Raw genomic sequence first — 21782 nt, 5'->3', positions numbered from 1 at the left:
TTGCCGTCGCAATCGCCAAGAACCCGGCGCGTCTTTGCCTGCGTATTCTTTCGCTCGCCGCTTGCCGCTTAGCGAGCCGCGCGTGAAACGCCTTTCAACAGCTCACCCATATCCTTGGCTTCCCAATGCGGGAAGTGTTTGCGGATCAGCGCATTGAATTCGATTTCGAACGCCTGCCAGTCGACGTCGCCGGCCGGCGATGCCTGCGTCGCGCTGTCGACAGCGCCTCGAATCAGACCGGCACCCACCGTGATGTTGCTCAGCCGGTCGATGACCACGAAACTCCCGGTGCCGGGGCTCTTGCGGTAATCGTCCAGCGGCACGCTGGCGGTCAGTTCGACGCGGCAACGGCCAATCGCATTGAGCGGCAAGCTCGCGGCATCATGATGCTCGAGTGTATTGACGTCGATCTGATAGTCGATCGCCGCGATCCTGCCGGCGATCTCCTGGGTACCGATCTTGAAATCGTAGAGCCGGCCTGGCTCCAGAGCGGCATCATGCATCCACACGATATCGGCAGCCAGAGCGCTGGACTGGGCGACCTCGGCATCGGCCGCCACCAGCCAGTCGCCGCGGGAAATGTCGATCTCGTCCGTCAGGGTGACGGTAATTGCCTGACCGGGATAGGCCTCTTCCAGATCACCGTCGAAGGTAACGATGCGATCAATGGTGGAAAGCTTGCCCGACGGCAGCGCCTTGACCGCCTGCCCTGGGCGCAGGATGCCCGCCTCGAGCGTTCCACAGTAGCCGCGAAAATCGAGATTGGGTCGGTTGACGTACTGTACCGGCAGGCGCAGATCGGAGAGGTTGCTGTCGTGAATGACCTCGACGCTCTCGAGCAGTTCGAGCATCGCCGGGCCGGGCGCGCCGCCGACGCGGTACCAGGGCATGTGCTCGCTGCGATTGACGACGTTGTCGCCGTCCAGCGCCGACAGCGGCACGAAGCGAATATCGCTGGCGTCGAGCTTTTCGGCGAATTCGCGATAGTCGGCGACGATCTCGTCGAAGCGCGCCTGGGAGTAATCGACCAGGTCCATCTTGTTGACCGCGATCACCAGATGCTGGATTCCCAGCAGATCGGCGATGAAGCTGTGACGACGGGTCTGCACCTGCACCCCGTAACGGGCGTCGATCAGGATCACCGCCAGACTCGCGGTGGAGGCGCCGGTGGCCATGTTGCGGGTGTACTGCTCGTGCCCCGGCGTATCGGCGATGATGAACTTGCGCTTGTCGGTAGAGAAGAAGCGGTAAGCGACATCGATGGTGATGCCCTGCTCACGCTCCGACTGCAGACCATCGACCAGCAGCGCCAGGTCGACCTTGTCGCCGGTGGTGCCGCTGGTCTTCGACGCCGCGGTGATCGCGGCGAGCTGATCTTCGTAGATCATCTTGGAGTCGTGCAGCAGTCGCCCGATCAGGGTCGACTTGCCGTCGTCGACGCTACCGCAGGTAATGAAGCGCAGCAGATCTTTCTGCTCGTGCTCTTTGAGATACTGTCCGATGTCGTCGGCGATCAGAGTAGATTGGTGAGACATTTAGAAGTACCCCTCGCGTTTTTTCTTTTCCATCGAACCCACCTGATCGCGGTCGATGGCCCGGCCCGAGCGCTCGGAAGTGCGGGTAAGCAGCATTTCCTGAATGATCTCGGGCAGTGTCGCGGCTCGCGATTCCACGGCGCCGGTCAACGGGTAGCAGCCGAGCGTACGGAAACGCACCCACTTTTCCTCGGGCACCTCGCCGGGTTCCAGCGGCAGACGCTCGTCGTCGACCATGATCTGCATGCCGTCACGCTCGACCACCGGGCGGGGCGCGGAGAAATACAGCGGCACGATGGGAATCGATTCGAGATAGATGTACTGCCAGATATCCAGCTCGGTCCAGTTTGAGAGCGGAAACACCCGGATCGACTCGCCCTTGTTGACCTTGCCGTTATACAGATTCCACAGCTCGGGACGCTGGTTCTTGGGATCCCAGCGGTGGTGCTTGTCGCGGAACGAGTAGACCCGTTCCTTGGCGCGCGAGGCCTCTTCGTCGCGGCGGGCGCCCCCGAACGCAGCATCGAAACCGTACTTGTCCAGCGCCTGCTTGAGCGACTGGGTCTTCATGATATCGGTGTACTTGGCGCTGCCGTGATCGAACGGATTGATACCGGCGGCACGCCCTTCCTCGTTGATATGCTCGATCAACTCCATGCCGACGTCCGCGGCCATTCGGTCGCGAAACTCGATCATCTCCTTGAACTTCCAGGTGGTGTTGACGTGCATCAGCGGGAACGGCGGCGGCCCGGGATAGAACGCCTTGCGTGCCAGATGCAGCATCACCGAGGAGTCCTTGCCGATGGAATAGAGCATCACCGGGTTGCCGAACTCGGCCGCGACTTCACGGATGATATGAATGGACTCGGCTTCGAGCTGCTTGAGATGAGTCTGGCGCTGAGCGCTGACGATAGGAGCTGTCATGGTCGATGTCTCACTGTCGCCACCTGATACCAGACGGCAAAAACAGAATATGAACGTAAGGAATGCTTACCTAGGACGCTCACCCTAGCGAGACATTGGTAATAACGTCAAAGAATCAAAGATCATTCAAAAATCGTTTTTAGTTATAAAAAATCAGATGTCGACTCGTTCGACCCAGGTCGATAACGCTTCACCGCGTAGATCGATCACGCGCAGGCCGGGGCGAGCCGCTTCATCGGTCGCGAACTCGTGACTTTTCGCCAGAAACTGATCCGAGGTCGCCGGGCAGCCATAGACGGCCACCATGCCCTGCCAGGCGGCGAACGCCTGATGAATATGACCACAGATCAGCGCCTTGACCTGCGGATAGGGCGAGAGCGTCTGCCACAGCGCATCCCGGTCCTTCAGCCCGATGGCGTCCATCCATACCGAGCCGACATCCAGCGGCGGATGATGCAGCGCCACCAGCACCGGTCGATCGTCCGCTTCCAGCTGGCTGGCCAGACGCTGCAGCTGACGCTGCCCCAGCTCGCCCCCGGGTTGACCGCTGATACGGGAGTCCAGCAACAGCACCCGCCACTCACCGAGATCGATCTCTTCGTGGAACGGCTGGCACTCGGCCATCAGCTCCGGCTGGTCATGATTGCCGGGAATCCAGAACCAGGGGCATTCCAGCGTCGCAAAGGCCTCGTTGGCATGCCGATAGGCCACGGAAGTTTCATCCTGGGCGATGTCTCCGGTCACCAGCAGCACATCGGGACGAAGCGCTCGCGCCCGTTCGACCACGGCGTGCAGTTGACGCAGCGGGAACCCCTTGCGCGAAGCACCCTTCGGATCGGCCAACAGATGACAATCGCTGATCTGAACCAGTCGCATCAGGGCGTTTCCGGCACTTCGGCAGCATGGCCATGGGCCAGACCGTGCTGTAGCCATTCCCCCAGAAATCGATTGATCTGCAGCTTCTCGTCCGGCTGATGCATCTGTGGGTTGGGATAACGGTAGCGCCCCTGGAAATGGCGCTGACGCTGAAAATCGGTGACTTCCGCCATATTGGCGTCGTGATAAAGATGCACCGTCATCCGCGGTGAATCGACGAAGCCGTCCAGCACGCCGGTCTGGGACACTCGGGCGACGGTCGTGTAAGGAGCCTGCTCGAGCACCTCCAGCCACAGCGTGCCGAAGCGGGCACGTTCACCGGCGAGCGGCACCTCCCTGACTTCCCCCGCCACCATGTTCATGACCAGACGACGAAGCCGCAGATAATTGCTGCTGCACTCCGCCTGGAGTGTCTTGAGGTCGGTCACGTAAGCAGTCTTTCTCATCAAGTTCTCCCGGCGTCTGACGGCCTTTGCGTAGCCCAAATATCGAGCGGACTATTGGCGGCGTTTTGCAGCAACGCCGACCGCTCGCGCTAGACCTTGGCTCTCAGCGTGGCACGCTCACGCGCCAGCCAGTGGAAGCCAATCAACGCCATGGCATTGTCCAATTGTCCCGCCATCAGTCGGTCCCAGGCCTCGGGGAACGACATGACGTGAACCAGAATATCCTCGTGTTCGTCTTCTACACCGTGTACCCCACCCACTCCGGCACTGTCGATCAGACCACAGAACAGCGTGACCTGTTCGGTACAGGCACCCGGGCTTGGGTAGTAACGATGGAGCTCGATCAGCTCGACGATGTCGCAGCCTGCCTCCTCCTGCGCTTCCCGGCGCGCAACCTCCGCGAGGGTCTCGCCGGGCTCCACCAGTCCGGCGACCGGCTCCAGCTTCCACGGTGAGACGTCATCGTCCAGGGCACCGGCGCGAATCTGCTCGACCAGCACGACCTTGTCGCAGGCTGGATCGTAGAGTAGTACGCCCACCGCATCGCGGCGAACGTGAACCTCGCGATCGATCGTCTCGCTCCACTCGCCGTTGAACTGGCGGTGACGCAGGCGGCGCTTCTCCAGGCCGAAGAAACCCGAATACAGCGGCTGATCCTCGATTCGCTCGACATCGTCGGCATCGAAGCGGTTGATCGGCGCAATGTGTCGATCCATGAGTCGGCTCCTCGGGATGAAAACCCATTATTGCGGTGCCGCAAGTCGATTCCAACCGGACCGGTATAATTCACCGGCCTACCCGGCGCTGTCGACCCGCAATTATTTTCGATATTCAGGGGCAAAAGGGGGTAGCGCTTTGCGTCGCATCGCGCCATTCTGATATCGACTTCATCCGTCAGAGAGGTAAGGCCGACACGGTTTTTACGTTCGAACGAGCGTGGCACTGACGGAGCAAGCCGGATGATATTAATCTGTCATCGCACTCTGTCAGGGTCGAGAAGCCTTGAACTCACAGGAGTGCTTTTGCCGATGGTACGAATCGACAAGAAAGCTAACAGGCTCTACGTACTGGACACCAATGTCCTGATTCACGACCCAGCAGCCCTTTACCATTTCGAGGAGCACGATGTCGTCATTCCCATGACGGTGCTCGAGGAGCTCGATAAGCACAAAAACGGTATGCGCGAGATCGCGCGCACGGCAAGACAGATCAGCCGCACCCTATCCGACCTCACCGCCCACGTGACTCCGCAGGAAATCCAGCAAGGCATTCCCATCCCCCGTATTACCGGTGGCCCGGCCGGCCGGCTGCGCTTCCTCTGCTACCAGGATCTGGCGCCGCTGGAGACGTTGGAGAACTCCCCGGACAACCGCATTCTTGCCGAAACCTGTCGGTTACGCGATGAACGCCCCGATGCCTCGGTCACGCTGGTAACCAAGGACATCAACCTGCGGGTCAAGGCCACGGCGCTCAACGTGCCGGTCGAAGACTATCTCAACGACAAGGCGTTCGACGATCTCGACGCCATGATCGAAGGCGCCAAGGTCTACGCCGATGCCGGCCGTGACGGCCGCAGTCTGTGGGAATCGCTGGACGTCGAGGTCATGGTCGAGCGCACCGATGGCCACACTTTCTATCACCTTGAAGGTCGCATTCCCGAAGACTGGCATGTGGGAATGCTCGTCTCCGATAGCGACAACGGCGCGGAGTTCGAAGCGATCGTGCGTGGCCACGGGCCGCGCAAGGCAACCCTGCAACTACTGACCAACTATCGTCATCACGGGGGTGTCTGGGGCGTGCATGCGCACGACAGCCGTCAGAATTTTGCCCTCAATCTGTTGATGGACCCGTCCATCGACTTCCTCACCCTCGCCGGCAGCGCCGGTACCGGCAAGACCTTCATGACCCTGGCAGCCGCCCTGCAGCAGACGCTGGACGGCAAGCAGTTCGAGCGGATCGTTTTTACCCGGGCGCCGATCCCGATGGGCGAAGACATCGGCTTTCTACCGGGCACCGAGGAAGAGAAGATGTCGCCATGGATGGGCGCCTTCCACGACAACATGGACAATCTGCTACGCGACGAGCGCGAGGGCTCGTCGAGCTGGAACGATGGCGCAACGCGGCAGCTGATCGGCTCACGCGTGCAGATCCGCTCCCCCACCTTCATGCGCGGACGTACGCTCAACGACACTTTCCTGATCATCGACGAGGCCCAGAACTTCACGCCCAAGCAGCTCAAATCGTTGATCACCCGCGCCGGACGCAACACCAAGATCGTCTGTCTGGGCAACGTGGGGCAGATCGACACCCCTTATCTCACGGCCAACAGCTGCGGCATGGCAGCGGTCGTGGAACGTTTCCGTGACTGGCCGCATGCCGGCCACATCACCCTGAAAAGCGTCGAGAGATCGAGACTCGCGCTGGCCGCCGAAGAGTTGCTGTAGCCTTTGCTGTAGCCTTTGCTGGAGCCCTGTTTGCTGTAGCTCCGTTCGCCAACCGACTACCGACCGCAAAACGCCCAGGCCTTGGCCTGGGCGTTTTCGTCGACGGGTTCCGATCGCCGCTATCGGTCGTCGTCCTCGGACGGCTTCTTGTTGTTCATGACGTCCTCGATCAGCTGTTCGGACTCGCTGCGGGGCGTCTCTGCCATGATCCGCTCGGCCTCTTCCCATGCACAGACTTCCTCGTTGCAGGACGTACAAAACACCTGATCGTCCGGCGACTTGGCCTGTGAAACCTTCATCATATGATTGCCGCAGTTGGGGCAACCCTTGGGCATGCGAAATTCTTCGGAAAAATCTGACACGATGTCATCACTCCTTGCTGACCGATAAACGGTAATCGCTGAACACTGATCGCTGAACATCGATCAATGTGCATTGGACGTTCTGGGTTGAGTGTAGTCGAGTTATAGGCCACGACGTCATTCGGTGATGCCGCAATGCGGCCGGCGTGCTCAGCGTCGCCAGACGACGCAGAGATTGTTCGCAGGGAGCTCGTTGACCGCCTCGCAGGTCAATCCCTGGTCGCTGGCCAACGCCTGGGCAGCTTCGAGATCGCGAATTCCCCACCGCGGATCCCGCAAGCGTAGGTCTTCGTCGAAGGTCGCGTTGCTGGGCGCGGTGTGCCCGCCGTGGCGACGGAAAGGACCGTAGACGACGAGTACGCCGCCCACGGGAAGCTGGCGACCGGCCGCAGCGAACAGCGCCTCGCTCGCTGCCCAGGGCGAAATATGCAGCATGTTGATACACACGATAGCCGCGAGATCCGGCAATGTCGGCCACTCCCCGGTGACGTCCAGGCGAACCGGTGCCGCGAGGTTCTCCAACGCTTCCTGGTCGCGCCAGGCGGCGATCGACGCCAGCGCCGTCTCGCTGGGATCCGTCGGCTGCCAGCAAAGCGGTGCAAGCTGGCGAGCAAAATAGACCGCGTGTTCGCCGCTGCCGCTGGCGATTTCCAGCACCCGCCCCGTCTTTGGCAATACCGATCGGAGTACCGCCAGAATCGGCTCGCGGTTGCGCTGGGCCGCCGGACTGGACAGGCGTCGGTCGTCTCCGTGCTCAAGACTATCCATGCTGTTCATCAAGGGCTCCGTTCATGAAGGAGTTCGTTCACGAGGGACTTCGCTTACAAGGAACTGGGCTCACGAGGGACTTGGCTCATGAGATACTGGGCTCACGAGGGGCTGGGCTCATTCGAGCGTGGCGGTCAGCCAGGCTGCGATATCCTGGGCCTGTTCCGGGCACAGGCTGTGACCCATCTCGTAGGTACGATAATTGACAGGATAACCCAGCGACTCGACCCGCTCGGCGCCTTCACGACCCAGCGACTCGGGCACCACCGGATCCGCGGAGCCATGATGCACTTCGATCGGCAGACGCCGGTTGGCTTCGGCGAGGTCGATGCTGTCGGCGGTGGCGAAATAAGTCGACAGCGCCAGCAGACCGCCCAATCGCTGTGGATAAGAGAGCGCCGCCTCGTAGGCCACCGCACCACCCTGGGAGAAACCGGCAATCACGATGCGACGGCTGTCGATGCCGGCGGCGATCTGGTCGTCGATCAGGGCGTGGATGCGTTCGCCAGACGCGCGCAGCTGATCGACATCGACCCGGCGCCCGAGATTCATCTCCAGAATGTCGTACCATGCCGACATCGTCATGCCACCATTGACGGTGACCGGCAGCTGCGGCGCATGGGGCAGCACGAACCTCACCGCCAGCGAGTCCGGTAATCCGAGCGCCGGCACCAGCGGCTCGAAGTCGTGGCCATCCGCGCCCAGTCCATGGAGCAGAATGACGCAGGCATCGGCCTTTCGCCCATTCGTCGGTTCAATGATCAATTCTTGCGCAGATGCCATGTGAGATCGTCCTCGTCACCCGGGCGGCCCGGTCTGGATTGGAAATTATCGCCGCCCAGTCTAACGTGCCATCCGCGAGCTTGCCCGCTGCGTAGGTTGATAAACGGATCCGACATTCACTCGTCCGACGGCGCCAGGTCAGCAGCGTGCTGACTCCGCAACGCCGGAGGCACTCAAGGAAGAGCCATGATGTTCTCCCATCTTCGGACGCCTCGCGGCTACCTGCTGCTGGCGCTGGTGTTACTCAATGTTCTGCTGCTGACGCCGGAACTGCCCTGGGCCGGATTTCCACCCAGACACTGGATCGCGCTCGAGGCGCCGCTGATTATCGGATTGATGGCCCTGCTGCCCCCCGCGCGCTGGCGCCGCTGGGTAGCCGGCCTGGTCGCCATCCTGGTCCTCACCGTCGTCCTCGGTGCCGCGGGCGACGCCTTGACCCAGACCATGCAGGGGCGGTCGCTGAACCTCTACACCGATATCAAGCTGGTACCGATTCTGATCGAGCTGATCGCGACCAATCTCGGGCTGCCACTGGCGATCGGCGGGCTGGTGGCCATCGGCCTGGGCCTGTTCGCCGTGGGGCTGGTCCTGGCCAGGCTGCTGCAAGGCTTTCACGCTCGCAATACGTCGCGTGGATTGGCGCTGCTGCTGGTTCTGATCGGCGGTGTCGGTCTGGCTCGACTCGACGACATGCATCGCGACGAAACCTCGTCATGGGTAGCCAAGATCGGCCACCCCGCGGTCAATTTCGTGACGTTCGAATGGCAGCGGGCGCAGGAAACGCGCCAGGCCATGGCAACGTTCGGCCGTCAGCTCTACGCCGATGATCACGCCTACGCGACTCCCGGCGGCCAGCCGCTGCCGGGGTTGGCGCATACCAATGTGATTCTGGGCTTCATCGAGTCCTACGGCGTCGCGGCCATCGAGCGCGAGCCGTTCAAGGCCGAAATCCAGCCGCGCCTCGAGACGATCGAGAACCAGCTCGCCGCCGCCGGGCTATCGGTCGTCACCGGACGCGTCACCGCGGCCACGCTGGGCGGCCAGTCCTGGCTCAACCACGCCACTTTCGCCAGCGGCCTGCCGGTCACGTCTGAGCTGCGCTTCGAACTGATGATCGACAGCCCGCACTCGACCCTGATCGACGATTTCAAGGCGACCGGCCACGACACCGCCGCCATCATGCCGGGTATCACGCGGGAGTGGCCGGAAGGCAGTCTTTACGGCTACGACGAGATCCATACCTCCGGCAGCATGGGCTATAACGGTCCTTCGATGGGCTGGGCCAGCATGCCGGACCAGTTCACCTGGCAGCGGGTGGAAGACTACGTGCTGTCGCGCCATCCTGGCCCGACCTTCACCGAACTGGCCACGCTATCGAGCCATGCCCCGTGGTCGCCGGTCATCGGCATGATCGACGACTGGTCGACCATCGGTGATGGTCAGGTCTTCGATCGTTGGCAGGGTGCCGGGGAGGATTACGCGTCGCTATGGCACGACACCGAAGCGATGCGGCGGAACTACGCGCCGGCGATAGACTATTCACTGCAAGCGGCCAGCGGCTTCGCCCGGCGCTATCTGGGAAAAGAGGCTCTGGGAAAAAAGGCTCCGGGAAAAAACGATTCCGACAAAGGCGATCGCGGCGATCACACGCTGATGATGATCCTCGGCGACCACCAGGCCGCGCCGGCCATCATCGGCAGCAAGCCCGGCAGGGACGTGCCGATGCATGTCATCAGCGACGACCCGGCGCTGCTCGAGGGCTTCATCGATCACGGCTTCCGGCCCGGCATGTTCCCGCCCGGGCCGGAAGCCGCGATTCCCATGCAGGCGATGCGCGGCCTGCTCCACCAGATTTACGGTGCCGTCACTCCTGATGTGACGGCGACGACTTCAGGTTCCGGCTCTTGATCAGGCTGGCCACGGTGGTGATCACCAGCGTGCCGAGGATGATCGTCATCGACAGCCAGATCGGAATCTCCGGGACCAGATGCAGCGGCTGGCCGTCGTTGATGAACGGCAGGCTGTTGGTATGCATCGCCTCGATGATCAGCTTGACGCCGATGAAGGCCAGGATGAACGACAGCCCTAGGCTGAGATAGACCAGACGGGTCAGCAGGCCACCCAGCAGGAAGTAGAGCTGGAGCAAGCCCAACAAGGCGAAGGCATTGGTGGTGAAGACGATGTAGGGCTCCTTGGTCAGCCCGTAGATCGCGGGGATCGAATCCAGCGCGAACAGCACGTCGGTCATCCCCAACGCCACCACCACCATGAACAGCGGCGTCACCAGACGCTTGCCGTTCTTGACCGTCAGCAGGCGGTCGCGGTCGAACTCGTCGGTCGCCGGCAGGCGCTTCTGGATCCAGCGCACGATGGCGTTGGGCTCGTACTCCTCGTTTTCGTCATGCCCGCCGGCACCTTCGCGCACCAGCTGGAACGCGGTGTAGAGCAGGAACAGCCCGAACAGATAGAACACCCAGCTGAACTGGGCGATGGCCGCCGCGCCGACGGCGATGAAGATGCCGCGCAGGATCAACGCGATCACGATGCCGATCAGCAACGCCTTCTGTTGATAGGCACGCGGCACCGCGAACTTGGACATGATGATCAGGAAGACGAACAGGTTATCGACCGACAGGCTCTTTTCGGTGATGAAGCCCGCGAAGTACTCGGCGCCATGTTGCGCGCCCCAGACCCACCACAGACCACCACCGAAGATGGCAGCCAGAGCAATGAAGAAGACCGACCACCAGGCCGCTTCCTTGAAGGTAGGATCGTGAGGCTTACGCACATGGGCGTAGAAGTCGAAGATGAAGAGTGCTGCGATGCCAGCGACAGTCGCCAGCCAGACCCAGACGGGTACGTGCATAGGAGAACCTCCGGTAGACGGTGAACGTCACCGAAAGTCTCTCCCGTCGCCCTGACCGTCATCTGCTGACTGTCAGGGCAACCGATAACGCCGGGGCATATGGCCCGTGCTGACGACGCTATCGCCGGGGCGGATATTGACCGATCCTGCCCGTGGGATACTCCCCTTCCGTGCTGGCCGCATTGTGTCCTGAAGTCAGGGTGTAAGCAAGCGGGGAAACCGGCGTGGACGCAAACTTCACGAGCGACCGACGGCCTCGCGTCAACCCGTCAGGACCACCGTGCGTCCGCCATGTAGAAACACCCGCTTTTCCTGGTGAAAACGCACGGCGCGGGCCAGCGTCAGGCACTCGATGTCGCGCCCCCGGGCCACCAGATCCTCGGGATAGTGGCTGTGATCCACGGATTCGACCCCCTGCGCGATGATCGGTCCTTCGTCGAGGTCGTCGTTGATGTAGTGCGCGGTCGCGCCGACCAGCTTGACGCCCTTCTCGTAGGCCTGGTGATAGGGTTTGGCGCCCTTGAATCCCGGCAGCAGCGAATGGTGGATATTGATCGCGCGCCCGGCGAACTCATGGCACAACGCTGGCGACAGCACCTGCATATAGCGCGCCAGAATCACCAGCTCCGCACCGCTCTCCTGCACCACGCGCCGAACGGCGGCCTCCTGTTCCAGCTTCGTCTCCGGCGTGATCGGCAGGCAGTGATATGGCAACCCGTGCCAGCTGGCCAACGGTTCCAGGTCCGGATGGTTGGAGACGATCGCGCGCACGTCGATCGAGAGTTGCCCGGTGCGATAGCGATACAATAGATCGTTCAGGCAGTGGTCCGCCTTCGAGACCATGATCACCACCGGCAGCCGATAATCCGGCGTCATCAGTTCGAAGGACATGCCGAACTCGGCGGCACGGGCCGCGAAGCGATCCCGGAAAGTGGATTCGGAAAACTCGGCGAGTTCCGGACGGAACGCCGCGCGGATGAAGAACTGGCCACCCTGATAGTCGTCGAACGAATGCAGCTCGGTGATATAGCAGCTCTGCTCTTTCAGAAAACGGGTGACGACATCCACCGTTCCCAGCCGACTGGGGCACTGAGCCGCCAGCACCCATACGTCTCGGGCGCCGCTCACGATACCGTCTCCGTGTCGGCTACCGCAGCCCGCGGTGTCGTGGCCGCCACCTTGGCGGGACGATAGTCGATGCCATACTCCTCGCCGGCATCCAGCAACCAGCGCAGGCAGTAGTCGGCGAAGCTTCGCCGCACGACCAGTTCCCACCGCTCCTCGCCGACACGCCGGATCACCGCCGTCGCCTTGGCGAAGACGCTGGTGACCCCCTTGCCTATCGGGAAAGTCCGGGGATCGACATCATAGACGGTGGACTTCATCAGCACGTCGACAGCGCGCTCGCCACCGAGCTCGAGTAGCGTCTGACCGCCGCTGACATCGACGATGCTGAAGTGGGAGTCGCCCAGTGCCTCGCGCAGTTCACGCTGAAGACCAAAGCCCTCGCCAGCGGCAACGATCAGCAGCCACTCGTCCGGCGATAGCCATTGCAATGAACCGGCATCGCCCTGCACCAATGCCTGGGGGTCAGTCGGCAGCTCGAGGTCGAGCACGGACTGGACCGACGCGGCCAGCACCTGGGGCTCGCCACGCAACACCAGGTGATCGAGAAAGGCATGCTCGGCCAGCGTGACCCGGCTATCGCCGGAAGGCTTGCTGGGAGCGCGATGATGAAGCGGCGATTGGGTCGCCGCACCCTGAACCGGATGCGGATCGAACTGAGCGACTCTAGCCATGTTGACGCTTCCCTCAAATGTTCTGACGTTGCCCTTTCGGGTCATAGAAGATCGAGCCGACCACTTCGGCCACGTGGGTCTCGCCGTTCGGCATCGGCAGATAGACTCGCTCCCCCATGCGCTTGTGTCCGCCCTTGACCACCGCCAGGGCGAAACCATGATCGAGCGTCGGACTGTAGTAGCTCGAGGTCACATGGCCGACCATGCGCATCGGAATGGCCTGCTGGGGATCGAGCACGATCTGGGCGCCCTCTTCCAGCACCACCTTCGCGTCCAGCGGTTTGAGACCGACGAGTTGCTTGCGGTCCTCGCGCCGGGTATCGGAGCGGGTCAGCGCGCGCTTGCCGATCCACGGATAGGGCTTGTTGTAGCCGACGCACCAGTGCATGCCGAGATCCTCCGGCGTCATCGAACCGTCGGTATCCTGGCCGACGATGATGAAACCCTTCTCCGCCCGCAGCACGTGCATGGTCTCGGTTCCATAGGGCGTCAGCCCGTACTTCTCGCCATGGGCAAACAGTGCCTCCCAGACCTGCATGGCGTAGTTGGCTTGCACGTTGACCTCGAACGACAGCTCACCGGTGAACGAAATCCGGTAGACTCGCGCCGGCACCCCGGCCACGACGCCCTCCCGCCACTCCATGAACTTGAAACTATCACGATCGAGATCGATATCGGTCAGTTCGGAAAGCAGGTTTCTTGCCTCGGGCCCCGTCAGTGTCAGCGTCGCCCAGTGGTCGGTGACGGAAGTGAAGTAGACCTCCAGCTCCGGCCATTCGGTCTGATGCCAGATCTCCAGCCACTCGAGAATCGCCGCGGCTCCGCCGGTGGTGGTGGTCATCAGGAAGTGGTTGTCGGCGAGACAGGTGGTGACGCCGTCGTCCATCACCATGCCGTCGTCCTTGCACATCAGGCCGTAGCGCGCCTTGCCCACCGCCAGTTTTTCCCAGCCGTTGGTATAGATCCGGCCCAGGAACTCCCGCGCGTCCGGCCCCTGAATGTCGATCTTGCCTAGCGTCGAGGCGTCGAGTACGCCGACCTTCTCGCGCACCGCCCGGCATTCCCTCATGACGGCTTCGTGCATCGATTCGAACTCGCCATCGGCGTTGTCGCGGCGTTTTTGTGGATAGAACCAGGGTCGCTTCCACTGCCCGACGTCCTCGAACGCCGCCCCGTATTCGACATGCCACTGGTGCATGGCGGTGTAACGCTCGGGCTCGAACAGCTCCCGGCAGTGGCGGCCGACGATGGCGCCGAAATTGACCGGCGTGTAGTTGGGCCGAAACACGGTAGTCCCGGTCTGGGGAATGGTCTGCCCCAGACAGCGCGCGGCGATCGCCATGCCGTTGATGTTGCCCAGTTTGCCCTGATCGGTGCCGAAGCCCATCGCCGTGTAACGCTTGACGTGCTCGATCGACTCGAAGCCCTCTTTCGTCGCCAGCTCGATCGCCGCGGCGGTGACGTCGTTCTGCAGATCGACGAACTGCTTGGGTGCGCGCATGGTCGGCTTGTCGTGGGGAACCTGATACAGCGCGACGGCCGCCCCCTCGCGGAGGGTCTCGATCTCGGGCACCTTTACGCTCTCGGCGTCGATGCCGTCACTCGCCAACGCGCGAGCGACCTGCGCCACGACATCGTCGAGCAGCGCGCCGATCGCGTAGAGACCGGCGGCCGCGCCGACCACACTGAAACCCTCGACCCTCGATGCCGTCTGCCCCGATACGAAGCCCAGGATATCGTCACGCCAGACCGGCCGAACGCCGGTATGCGCGGCGAGATGCACCACCGGGCTGTAGCCGCCGGACGTGGCGACGGTATCGCAGTTCAGCGTCTCCACGTCACCGTTGACACGGAATCCCTCGATGTCGATAGCGTCAATCCGGGCGCCGCTGACGCGATGCCCTTTGCGATCAGCGGTCGCCTCGATCACCGCACTGCCGGTCACGATCCGGATCCCGGCCGCCTTCGCCCGCTCGACGAGCTCGCCATCCGGGTTGGCACGAGCGTCGGCGATCGCGATCACTTCGCCACCCGCCTCGTGCCAGTCCAGTGCGGCCCGATAGGCATGATCGTTGGTCGTGGAGAGCACCAGCCGCCGGCCGGGCCGCACGGCATAACGCCGGATATAGGTCGACAGCGCCCCGGCAACCAGATTGCCCGGCATGTCGTTGCCGGCGTAGACCAGCGGCCGCTCGTGGGCGCCACTCGCCAACACGACATGCCGCGCCCGCACCCGGTGCAGACGCGAGCGCGGCTGGCGACGTCCGTCGACTCTGGGCGCCGTGTCACCGAGATGTTCGGTGCGTCGCTCGTGCAGCGTCACGAAGTTGTGATCGAAATAACCGTTGGCCGTGGTGCGTGGCAGCAGCGTGACGTTATCCATCGCCGCCAGACGCTCGACGGCGTTCCTGGCCCACTCCGAGGCGGCCATACCGTCGATCGTCTCGCCGCTATCCAGCAGCGAACCACCAAAGGTCGGCTGTTCGTCGCAGAGAATCACCCTGACGCCACTGCCGGCCGCAACCAGCGCCGACATCAGCCCGGCGGGGCCAGACCCGATCACCAGCACCTCGCAGTGCCGGTTGATGTGATCGTAGATATCCGGGTCGCTCTCGGTCGGTGCCCGGCCCAGTCCGGCCGCCTTGCGGATATACTTCTCGTAGGTCATCCACATCGACGCCGGTGCCTTGAAGGTCTTGTAGTAGAACCCCACCGGCATGAACGGCCCGCCCAGCTTGCCGATCAATCCCATCATGTCCCGCTGGGCATCCGGCCAGCCGTTGGTGCTGCGCGCGGTCAGCCCCTCATAAAGCGACTGCTGCGTGGCCCGCACGTTGGGTACCTGGGCCGCCTCGCTCGCGCCCAGCTGGACGATGGCATTGGGCTCTTCCGCCCCCGCGGCGACGACGCCTCGGGGTCGCGAGTACTTGAAGCTGCGATTGATCACGTCGACGCCGTTGGCGAGCAGCGCCGAGGCCAACGTATCGCCGGCATAGCCCTGGTAAGACTTGCCGTTGAAGGTAAACGATAGTGGCTTGTCGCGATCGATTTGGCTGCCGACGCCACTATCCAATGCCAGGCGGAAGGATTGGGTAGAATTCATGACGGCACTCCCTGCATCGTCGCGGTCGAAGTGGTCGCCTGCTCGGCATCTCGCTCGGCCAGTATCATGGAATCGACGGTCACCGCCGGCCGCTCGCCCATACGATAGGTCTCCAGGATCGCGTAGCTGCGGGTATCGCGGGTGATGTTGAAGAACTTGCGACAGCCCACCGCATGGACCCACAGCTCGTGGTGCAACCCTCGAGGATTGTCGCGGAAGAAAAGGTAGTCGCCCCAGACATCATCGGAGGTCGCGGTCGGATCCGCCGGACGCGCGATGTGCGCCTGCCCTTTGGGATGAAACTCCTCCTCCTCGCGATATTCGGCGCAGTAAGGGCAGTAGATATGAAACATCGCCAATCTCCTATTTCCAACCGTCATGACGAGCATCGGAAGAATGTCTCTATGAGTGTTCTGCGCCAACGAGTCGCGTAAGGGCGAGGCGTTCGCTGATCGAGGAGCCGGAATGTACGAGTTTGTACATGAGGACTCCGAAGAAGCGGACAACGACGCCATTGCGTGGCGCAGTCCGCAGAACTCAGTGTGCTACGCCTGCGGCACCATGTTCGTCGATCAGCGCCCCGGTTCGGAACCGATCGATCGAGAACGGTGCGGCGATCGGATGTGCCTGCCCGTGCGCCAGCGTCCAGGCGAAGACGTTGCCGGAACCCGGCGTCGCCTTGAAGCCACCGGTTCCCCAGCCGCAGTTGAAAAAGAGCCCCTGTACCGGCGTCTTGGAGATGATCGGGCAGGCGTCCGGCGTGGTGTCGACGATGCCGCCCCACTGTCGATTCATGCGCACCCGGGAGAACATCGGGAACATCTCGATGATCGCCTGCAGGGTGTGCTCGACCACCGAGAAGCTGCCGCGCTGACCATAGCCGAGGTAGCCGTCGATTCCCGCGCCGATCACCAGATCGCCCTTGTCGGACTGGCTGATATAGCCGTGAACGTGATTCGACATGGTGACGGTATTGAGAATCGGCTTGAGCGGCTCGGACACCAGCGCCTGCAACGGGTGTGATTCCACCGGCAGCTGGAAACCCGCCATCTTCGCCAGCACGCCGGAGTTGCCGGCGGTAACGCAGCCCACCGTTCTGGCGCCGATGTCGCCCCGATTGGTATGCACGCCGACGACCTTGCCGTCGAGGATCTTGAAGCCCGTGACCTCGGTCTGCTGGAGCAAGTCGACCCCGCGCGCGTCGGCGCCGCGGGCGAACCCCCAGGCCACCGCGTCGTGCCGCGCCACCCCGCCGCGCGGCTGCCAGGACGCGCCAAGAATCGGATAGCGCGCGCGTTTGGAGGTATCCAGCGCCGGCTCGATCTCCTTGATCTGCTCCGGCGTGACCGCCTCGCCATCGATGCCGTTGAGACGATTGGCGTGGACGCGGCGCTGAATGTCGCGCATGTCCTGCAGGGTATGGCCGAGGTTGAGCACGCCGCGCTGGGAGAACATCACGTTGTAGTTGAGATCCTGGGAAAGCCCCTCCCACAACTTCATCGAATGCTCGTAGAGTGCGGCGGATTCATCCCACAGATAGTTCGAGCGCACGATCGTGGTGTTGCGCGCCGTGTTGCCGCCGCCGAGCCAGCCTTTCTCAATCACCGCCACGTTGGTGATGCCGTGCTGCTTGGCCAGGTAATAGGCGGTGGCCAGCCCATGCCCGCCACCGCCGACGATGATCACGTCGTACTCTTTCTTCGGGACCGGGTTACGCCAATGACGCTGCCAGTTCTCGTGATGGCTGAGCGCGTGTTTGACCAGACTGAAACCGGAATAGCGTTGCATGAGCCCCTCTCTACGCCACGGCGGACGGCGGCATCGACCGACGGATCGATGATTTTCCGCGATGGTATCGTCCGCTTAGGGGGGCATGATGTTCTGCGACGTCACGCTCAAGCGTGTTCGCGACATGACGATGCGATTTGCGACAGGAGCGATCAGCGCAGAGATTCATGGTGACAACGAAAAACGCCGCTCAGATCGAGCGGCGTCAGCGAATTCGCGACTCGATGATCAGCCCATCGCCGCCACCAGCTTGCGGCGATGGCACGTCTCGGCGTGGTCGTTGACCATGCCCACTGCCTGCATCCAGGCGTAGACGATGACCGGACCGACGAACTTGAAGCCGCGTTTCTTGAGCGCCTTGGAGATATCTACAGAGAGCGGTGTCTGGGTGGGAACCGAACCGTCGCTGCCGATAGAGTCCTGGATCGGCCGCCCACCGACCATGCCCCACAGGAACCCGGAGAAATCTTCACCGTTATCACGCATGGCGAGGTATGCCTGGGCGTTGCCGATGGTCGCTTCGATCTTGGATCGCGAGCGGATGATGCCGGCGTTGCCCATCAGCCGCTCGACGTCGTGCTCGTCGTATTGCGCGATCCGCTCGGGATCGAACTCCTCGAAGGCGTCGCGAAAGGCGTCGCGTTTCTTGAGGATGGTGAGCCAGGAAAGCCCCGCCTGAAAGCCATCCAGGATCAGCTTTTCCCACAGCGCACGGCTGTCGTACTCCGGAACGCCCCACTCCTCGTCGTGGTACTCGGCATTCAGCGGGTGGGTCTGAGCCCAGGCGCAGCGCGGTAGGTCAGGGGTCGGTTCACTCATCATCGGCTCTCGTCACTCTCATGAAATCGTGTCTGATTGTGACGCCCTGCCCCCGGCTCGCCAAATACTAATGAGCCGGCTCTGCTCGAAAGCGGTGCCGGCTGCTCTTTCAGCGCCCCAAAATTGGCGCTATTCGTGGCTCGTGGCTCGTGGCTCGTGGCTCGTGGCTCGTGGCTCGTGGCTCGTGGCTCGTGGCTCGTGGCTCGTGGCTCGTGGCTCGTGGCTCGTGGCTCGTGGCTCGTGGCTCGTGGCTAGCGAAGCGTACCGTGCGGATCGATCACGAATTTCTGTGCTGCACCGCCATCGAAGGCAGCGTAACCCTGTGGGGCCTCGTCCAGTGCAATGGTCTGGACGTTCACCGCGCGGCCGATCTGTACCTTGTCGTGGAGAATCGCCTGCATGAGCTGTCGCTGATAACGCATGGCGGGCGTCTGGCCGGTATGGAACGACATCGCCTTGGCCCAGCCGAGACCGAACTTCATCGAGAGATTGCCGTGCTTGGCGTCTTCGCTCTCGGCGCCGGGATCTTCGGTGACATAGAGCCCCGGAATCCCCACGCGACCTCCCGCCTGGGTGATCTCCATGGTGGCGTTGAGCACCGTCGCCGGTTGCTCGTGGGCATGATTGTGGCCATGGCAGTTGGCCTCGAAGCCCACCGCGTCCACCGCGGCATCGACTTCCGGGACGCCCAGCACCGACTCGATCAGCTCCGACATGCTGGCGTCCTGCTTGAGATCGAGGCCTTCGCAGCCGAAGCTGCGAGCCTGGTCGAGGCGCTTGTCGTTCATGTCGCCGACGATCACGCAGGCCGCGCCCAGCAGCTGGGCGGAAACTGCTGCTGCCAGCCCCACCGGGCCCGCGCCGGCGATATAGACCGTCGAACCCGGCTGGACACCGGCAGTCACACAGCCGTGGAAGCCGGTGGGGAAGATATCCGAGAGCATGGTCAGATCAAGGATTTTCTCCATCGCCTGATCCTTGTCGGGGAAGACCAGCAGCTGGAAGTCGGCATAGGGCACCATCACGTATTCGGCCTGCCCCCCGACCCAGCCGCCCATGTCGACATAGCCGTAGGCGCCGCCGGCGCGATCACCGTTGACGTGCAGGCAGATGTGGGTGTCGCCACGTTTGCAGTTGCGGCAGCGCCCGCAGGCAACGTTGAACGGCACCGAAACGATGTCGCCCTGCTTGATGAATTCGACATCACGGCCGCACTCGATTACTTCGCCGGTAATCTCGTGGCCCAGCACCAGCCCTTCCGGTGCCGTGGTTCGGCCACGCACCATGTGCTGATCGCTGCCGCAGATATTGGTGGTCAGAATCTTGAGGATGACGCCGTGATGGCACTGGCGGCTGCCGAGCGCCAGTTCGGGAAAGGGAATGCTTTCGACGGCGACCTTGCCGGCACCGCGAAAAACGACGCCTCGGTTGGCGGGTGAAGACATGGCGTGAACTCCTGGGGCTGATCTCGGAATGCCTTGTGTCGTGCCGCTCTCGCGACGACATCGAATGAAGGCGCGAAACCAGACTAGGAGTTACCTCGACGGTGGAACGGTCTCGTCACGCCACCGAATGACGCTGCGACGACAGCCGCCAGGTCCAAAGGTCTAACACTTGCAGCTCTTTGCTCTTTGCTCTTTGCTCTTTGCTCTTTGCTCTTTGCTCTTTGCTCTTTGCTCTTTGCTCTTTGCTCTTTGCTCGTAGCTCGTAGCTCGTAGCTCGTAGCTCGTAGCTCGTAGCTCAGAAATCGATGACGACTTTACCCCGCGGCTTCGAACAGCACGACAGGATGAAACCTTCGGCTTCGTCCTCTTCGGTGATGCCGCCGTTGTGCTCCATCTCGACCTCGCCTTCCAGCTTCATCACCCGGCAGGTGCCGCAGATCCCCATCCCGCAGGCCTTGGGAATATGCAGGCCAAGTTTGGCGGCGGCCGAATGAATGGTGTCATTCTCGCTGACGCGGATACTCTTGCCGCTCCCGGTGAACTCGACCGGTACCAGGTCGGCGGTATCCACCTCTTCGGCATCGGCTTCGGCCTGCTCGGCGAGTTCCAGCACATCCTCCTGAACGCTCAACGGCGTCGCCCCGAAGGACTCCTGGTGATAGCGCGACATGTCGAAACCGTCTTCCAACAGCACCTGACGGATCGCGTTCATGAAGGGCGCGGGGCCGCAGCAGAACACTTCTCGATCCAGGTAGTCGGCTGCCATCAGCGTCAGCATCTGACGTGTCAGGTAGCCGCGGAACCCGGACCAGGCCTGGCTGAGCTCGTCACTGCGCTCGCAGACGATATGCAGCCGGAACTCCGGCAGCCGCGAGAACATGTGCACCAGCTCGCGGTGATAGATGATGTCGTTGGGCGCCTGGGCGCAGTGGATGAACTCCAGGTCAACGGCCGCGTTGGTATCGAAGAACCAGCGCGTCATCGACATCAGCGGCGTGATACCGACGCCGCCCGAGAGCATCAGCACCTTTTCCGCCGGATGATCGATGACGTTGAAATCGCCCACCGGCCCATGCACGACCATCGGCTCACCGACCTTGAGGTTGTCGTGGAGCCAGTTGGAGACCCGGCCGCCGGGCAGGCGTTTGACGGTGATCGAGAAACTGTAGGGAATCGACGGCGAGCTCGAGATCGTATAGGACCGCATCACCGGCTGCCCGGCGATCTCCAGCTCCAGCGTGACGAACTGCCCCGGCTTGAAGAAGAACATCACCGGCTGGTCGGCCATGAAACAGAACGTCCGCACGTTCCAGGTTTCCTGAATGACCTTGACGCATCGCACCTGATGCCGGCCGTTGGTCCAGGTTTGCGTATTGACCGGATTGAAGAATTCCATCGCCACCGCGCTCGATCAGGGAAATGGCTTCGGCGAACTGATATCGCCCCGCGCCGCCGTTTCCAGTGAATGACTCTCATGAGCGGATTCTGGACACGCCCGCGCTGATCGACTTGCCCGTCAACGACACGGGCATGCCAACCGTACCCATAGCGATGATAATCGGTCGGCGCGCACCCGCTTATCTGCTGCGCTGACGATCTCCCGATGGCGCGCGCTTCACTCGCCGGTTCCTTCGTCGATTTTCAGAGCGATGCCCGCGATTTTTACCTGTCGGTCGCCCTCGACGCGACGAATGTCGCAGGCGGACAATTTCCTCGCCAACGCCTGGGCGACACTTCTCTCGAAGGACAGCTCGAAGGATGAAGTCGCCGCCACTGTCACACGTCAATGATCCGGTCGCTCCCGCCGCCATGCGGAGGCGACGC

At 62.4% G+C, this 21782-nt stretch carries 19 protein-coding genes; 2 read left to right on the top strand and 17 right to left on the bottom strand.

Translation table 11 applies throughout. From position 1 onward, the window contains the following. Positions 1-68: 68 nt before the first annotated feature. The 5 genes from cysN to ACUN9V_RS08545 form a co-directional block, all read right to left on the bottom strand. The gene (gene cysN / locus ACUN9V_RS08565; protein WP_445511092.1) at positions 69-1535 is read right to left on the bottom strand and encodes a sulfate adenylyltransferase subunit CysN; all 1467 of its coding nucleotides are present in this window, start codon (positions 1533-1535) and stop codon (positions 69-71) included. Continuing rightward, positions 1536-2459 (bottom strand): sulfate adenylyltransferase subunit CysD, encoded by a 924-nt coding sequence (cysD, locus tag ACUN9V_RS08560; RefSeq protein WP_445511091.1) that lies wholly within the window; start codon positions 2457-2459, stop codon positions 1536-1538. Positions 2460-2612: 153 nt separating this feature from the next. Next, positions 2613-3335 (bottom strand): phosphodiesterase, encoded by a 723-nt coding sequence (locus ACUN9V_RS08555; protein ID WP_445511090.1) that lies wholly within the window; start codon positions 3333-3335, stop codon positions 2613-2615. Continuing rightward, positions 3335-3781: a DUF1249 domain-containing protein gene (locus ACUN9V_RS08550; protein ID WP_075563859.1), complete on the bottom strand. Its 447-nt coding sequence runs from the start codon at positions 3779-3781 to the stop codon at positions 3335-3337. The genes ACUN9V_RS08555 and ACUN9V_RS08550 overlap by 1 nt, the downstream gene beginning before the upstream one ends. Positions 3782-3870: 89 nt before the next feature. Beyond that, positions 3871-4497, bottom strand: a complete 627-nt coding sequence (locus ACUN9V_RS08545) for an NUDIX domain-containing protein (RefSeq protein ID WP_445511089.1) — start codon at positions 4495-4497, stop codon at positions 3871-3873. A gap of 312 nt (positions 4498-4809) precedes the next feature. Here ACUN9V_RS08545 and ACUN9V_RS08540 point away from each other — a divergent pair, with 312 nt between their 5' ends. Next, positions 4810-6225, top strand: coding sequence for a PhoH family protein (locus ACUN9V_RS08540; protein ID WP_075563857.1), 1416 nt, complete (start codon positions 4810-4812; stop codon positions 6223-6225). Positions 6226-6344: 119 nt separating this feature from the next. Here ACUN9V_RS08540 and ACUN9V_RS08535 read toward each other — a convergent pair whose 3' ends face one another. The 3 genes from ACUN9V_RS08535 to ACUN9V_RS08525 all read right to left on the bottom strand — a co-directional run bounded on the left by ACUN9V_RS08535 (position 6345) and on the right by ACUN9V_RS08525 (position 8138). Then, positions 6345-6587 carry a hypothetical protein gene (locus ACUN9V_RS08535; protein ID WP_075563856.1) on the bottom strand — a complete coding sequence of 81 codons (243 nt, stop codon included), beginning with the start codon at positions 6585-6587 and terminating at the stop codon, positions 6345-6347. A gap of 150 nt (positions 6588-6737) precedes the next feature. After that, the gene (locus tag ACUN9V_RS08530; protein ID WP_445511088.1) at positions 6738-7364 is read right to left on the bottom strand and encodes a DUF938 domain-containing protein; all 627 of its coding nucleotides are present in this window, start codon (positions 7362-7364) and stop codon (positions 6738-6740) included. 108 nt (positions 7365-7472) lie between these two features. Further along, positions 7473-8138: an alpha/beta hydrolase gene (locus tag ACUN9V_RS08525; protein WP_445511087.1), complete on the bottom strand. Its 666-nt coding sequence runs from the start codon at positions 8136-8138 to the stop codon at positions 7473-7475. Between the two features lie 186 nt (positions 8139-8324). On the opposite strand from ACUN9V_RS08525, the gene ACUN9V_RS08520 reads away from it, so the two are divergent. Then, positions 8325-10046 carry a hypothetical protein gene (locus ACUN9V_RS08520; RefSeq protein ID WP_075563853.1) on the top strand — a complete coding sequence of 574 codons (1722 nt, stop codon included), beginning with the start codon at positions 8325-8327 and terminating at the stop codon, positions 10044-10046. On the opposite strand, the gene ACUN9V_RS08515 is transcribed toward ACUN9V_RS08520, so the two are convergent. The 9 genes from ACUN9V_RS08515 to ACUN9V_RS08475 all read right to left on the bottom strand — a co-directional run bounded on the left by ACUN9V_RS08515 (position 10003) and on the right by ACUN9V_RS08475 (position 21354). After that, positions 10003-11004 carry a TerC family protein gene (locus ACUN9V_RS08515; protein ID WP_075563852.1) on the bottom strand — a complete coding sequence of 334 codons (1002 nt, stop codon included), beginning with the start codon at positions 11002-11004 and terminating at the stop codon, positions 10003-10005. The two genes, ACUN9V_RS08520 and ACUN9V_RS08515, sit on opposite strands and share 44 nt — an antisense overlap. Positions 11005-11265: 261 nt before the next feature. Next, the gene (gene purU / locus ACUN9V_RS08510; RefSeq protein ID WP_445511086.1) at positions 11266-12132 is read right to left on the bottom strand and encodes a formyltetrahydrofolate deformylase; all 867 of its coding nucleotides are present in this window, start codon (positions 12130-12132) and stop codon (positions 11266-11268) included. Further along, positions 12129-12803 carry a sarcosine oxidase subunit gamma gene (locus ACUN9V_RS08505; RefSeq protein ID WP_445511085.1) on the bottom strand — a complete coding sequence of 225 codons (675 nt, stop codon included), beginning with the start codon at positions 12801-12803 and terminating at the stop codon, positions 12129-12131. The genes purU and ACUN9V_RS08505 overlap by 4 nt, the downstream gene beginning before the upstream one ends. A gap of 13 nt (positions 12804-12816) precedes the next feature. Further along, positions 12817-15906: a sarcosine oxidase subunit alpha family protein gene (locus ACUN9V_RS08500; protein WP_445511084.1), complete on the bottom strand. Its 3090-nt coding sequence runs from the start codon at positions 15904-15906 to the stop codon at positions 12817-12819. Then, positions 15903-16259, bottom strand: coding sequence for a sarcosine oxidase subunit delta (locus ACUN9V_RS08495; RefSeq protein WP_445511083.1), 357 nt, complete (start codon positions 16257-16259; stop codon positions 15903-15905). The genes ACUN9V_RS08500 and ACUN9V_RS08495 overlap by 4 nt, the downstream gene beginning before the upstream one ends. Positions 16260-16443: 184 nt before the next feature. Next, positions 16444-17694 (bottom strand): sarcosine oxidase subunit beta family protein, encoded by a 1251-nt coding sequence (locus ACUN9V_RS08490; RefSeq protein ID WP_445511082.1) that lies wholly within the window; start codon positions 17692-17694, stop codon positions 16444-16446. Positions 17695-17922: 228 nt separating this feature from the next. Continuing rightward, a complete protein-coding gene (locus ACUN9V_RS08485) occupies positions 17923-18513 on the bottom strand; it encodes a DNA-3-methyladenine glycosylase I (protein ID WP_445511081.1) in 591 nt (196 codons plus the stop codon). A 251-nt stretch (positions 18514-18764) separates the two neighbouring features. Continuing rightward, positions 18765-19958: a formaldehyde dehydrogenase, glutathione-independent gene (fdhA, locus tag ACUN9V_RS08480; protein ID WP_445511080.1), complete on the bottom strand. Its 1194-nt coding sequence runs from the start codon at positions 19956-19958 to the stop codon at positions 18765-18767. A gap of 295 nt (positions 19959-20253) precedes the next feature. Continuing rightward, on the bottom strand, positions 20254-21354 hold the full coding sequence (locus tag ACUN9V_RS08475) for an FAD-binding oxidoreductase (protein ID WP_425353388.1): 1101 nt from the start codon (positions 21352-21354) through the stop codon (positions 20254-20256). Between the last annotated feature and the right edge of the window lie 428 nt (positions 21355-21782).

The sequence above is a fragment of the Salinicola sp. V024 genome (assembly GCF_052645315.1).
Note: the sequence above shows the minus strand (reverse complement) of the source record. Positions and strands in the feature narration are given on the sequence as shown.

Excerpts from the sequence above, each read along its gene's own strand:
- ACUN9V_RS08495 (WP_445511083.1), bottom strand. The coding sequence starts at position 16,259 with ATGTTTCATATCTACTGCCCTTACTGCGCCGAATATCGCGAGGAGGAG.
- cysD (WP_445511091.1), bottom strand. The coding sequence starts at position 2,459 with ATGACAGCTCCTATCGTCAGCGCTCAGCGCCAGACTCATCTCAAGCAG.
- ACUN9V_RS08485 (WP_445511081.1), bottom strand. The coding sequence starts at position 18,513 with ATGAGTGAACCGACCCCTGACCTACCGCGCTGCGCCTGGGCTCAGACC.
- fdhA (WP_445511080.1), bottom strand. The coding sequence starts at position 19,958 with ATGTCTTCACCCGCCAACCGAGGCGTCGTTTTTCGCGGTGCCGGCAAG.
- ACUN9V_RS08520 (WP_075563853.1), top strand. The coding sequence starts at position 8,325 with ATGATGTTCTCCCATCTTCGGACGCCTCGCGGCTACCTGCTGCTGGCG.
- ACUN9V_RS08530 (WP_445511088.1), bottom strand. The coding sequence starts at position 7,364 with ATGAACAGCATGGATAGTCTTGAGCACGGAGACGACCGACGCCTGTCC.
- ACUN9V_RS08525 (WP_445511087.1), bottom strand. The coding sequence starts at position 8,138 with ATGGCATCTGCGCAAGAATTGATCATTGAACCGACGAATGGGCGAAAG.
- ACUN9V_RS08500 (WP_445511084.1), bottom strand. The coding sequence starts at position 15,906 with ATGAATTCTACCCAATCCTTCCGCCTGGCATTGGATAGTGGCGTCGGC.
- ACUN9V_RS08545 (WP_445511089.1), bottom strand. The coding sequence starts at position 4,497 with ATGGATCGACACATTGCGCCGATCAACCGCTTCGATGCCGACGATGTC.
- ACUN9V_RS08515 (WP_075563852.1), bottom strand. The coding sequence starts at position 11,004 with ATGCACGTACCCGTCTGGGTCTGGCTGGCGACTGTCGCTGGCATCGCA.
- ACUN9V_RS08555 (WP_445511090.1), bottom strand. The coding sequence starts at position 3,335 with ATGCGACTGGTTCAGATCAGCGATTGTCATCTGTTGGCCGATCCGAAG.
- ACUN9V_RS08475 (WP_425353388.1), bottom strand. The coding sequence starts at position 21,354 with ATGGAATTCTTCAATCCGGTCAATACGCAAACCTGGACCAACGGCCGG.
- cysN (WP_445511092.1), bottom strand. The coding sequence starts at position 1,535 with ATGTCTCACCAATCTACTCTGATCGCCGACGACATCGGACAGTATCTC.
- ACUN9V_RS08505 (WP_445511085.1), bottom strand. The coding sequence starts at position 12,803 with ATGGCTAGAGTCGCTCAGTTCGATCCGCATCCGGTTCAGGGTGCGGCG.
- ACUN9V_RS08490 (WP_445511082.1), bottom strand. The coding sequence starts at position 17,694 with ATGCAACGCTATTCCGGTTTCAGTCTGGTCAAACACGCGCTCAGCCAT.
- ACUN9V_RS08550 (WP_075563859.1), bottom strand. The coding sequence starts at position 3,781 with ATGAGAAAGACTGCTTACGTGACCGACCTCAAGACACTCCAGGCGGAG.
- ACUN9V_RS08540 (WP_075563857.1), top strand. The coding sequence starts at position 4,810 with ATGGTACGAATCGACAAGAAAGCTAACAGGCTCTACGTACTGGACACC.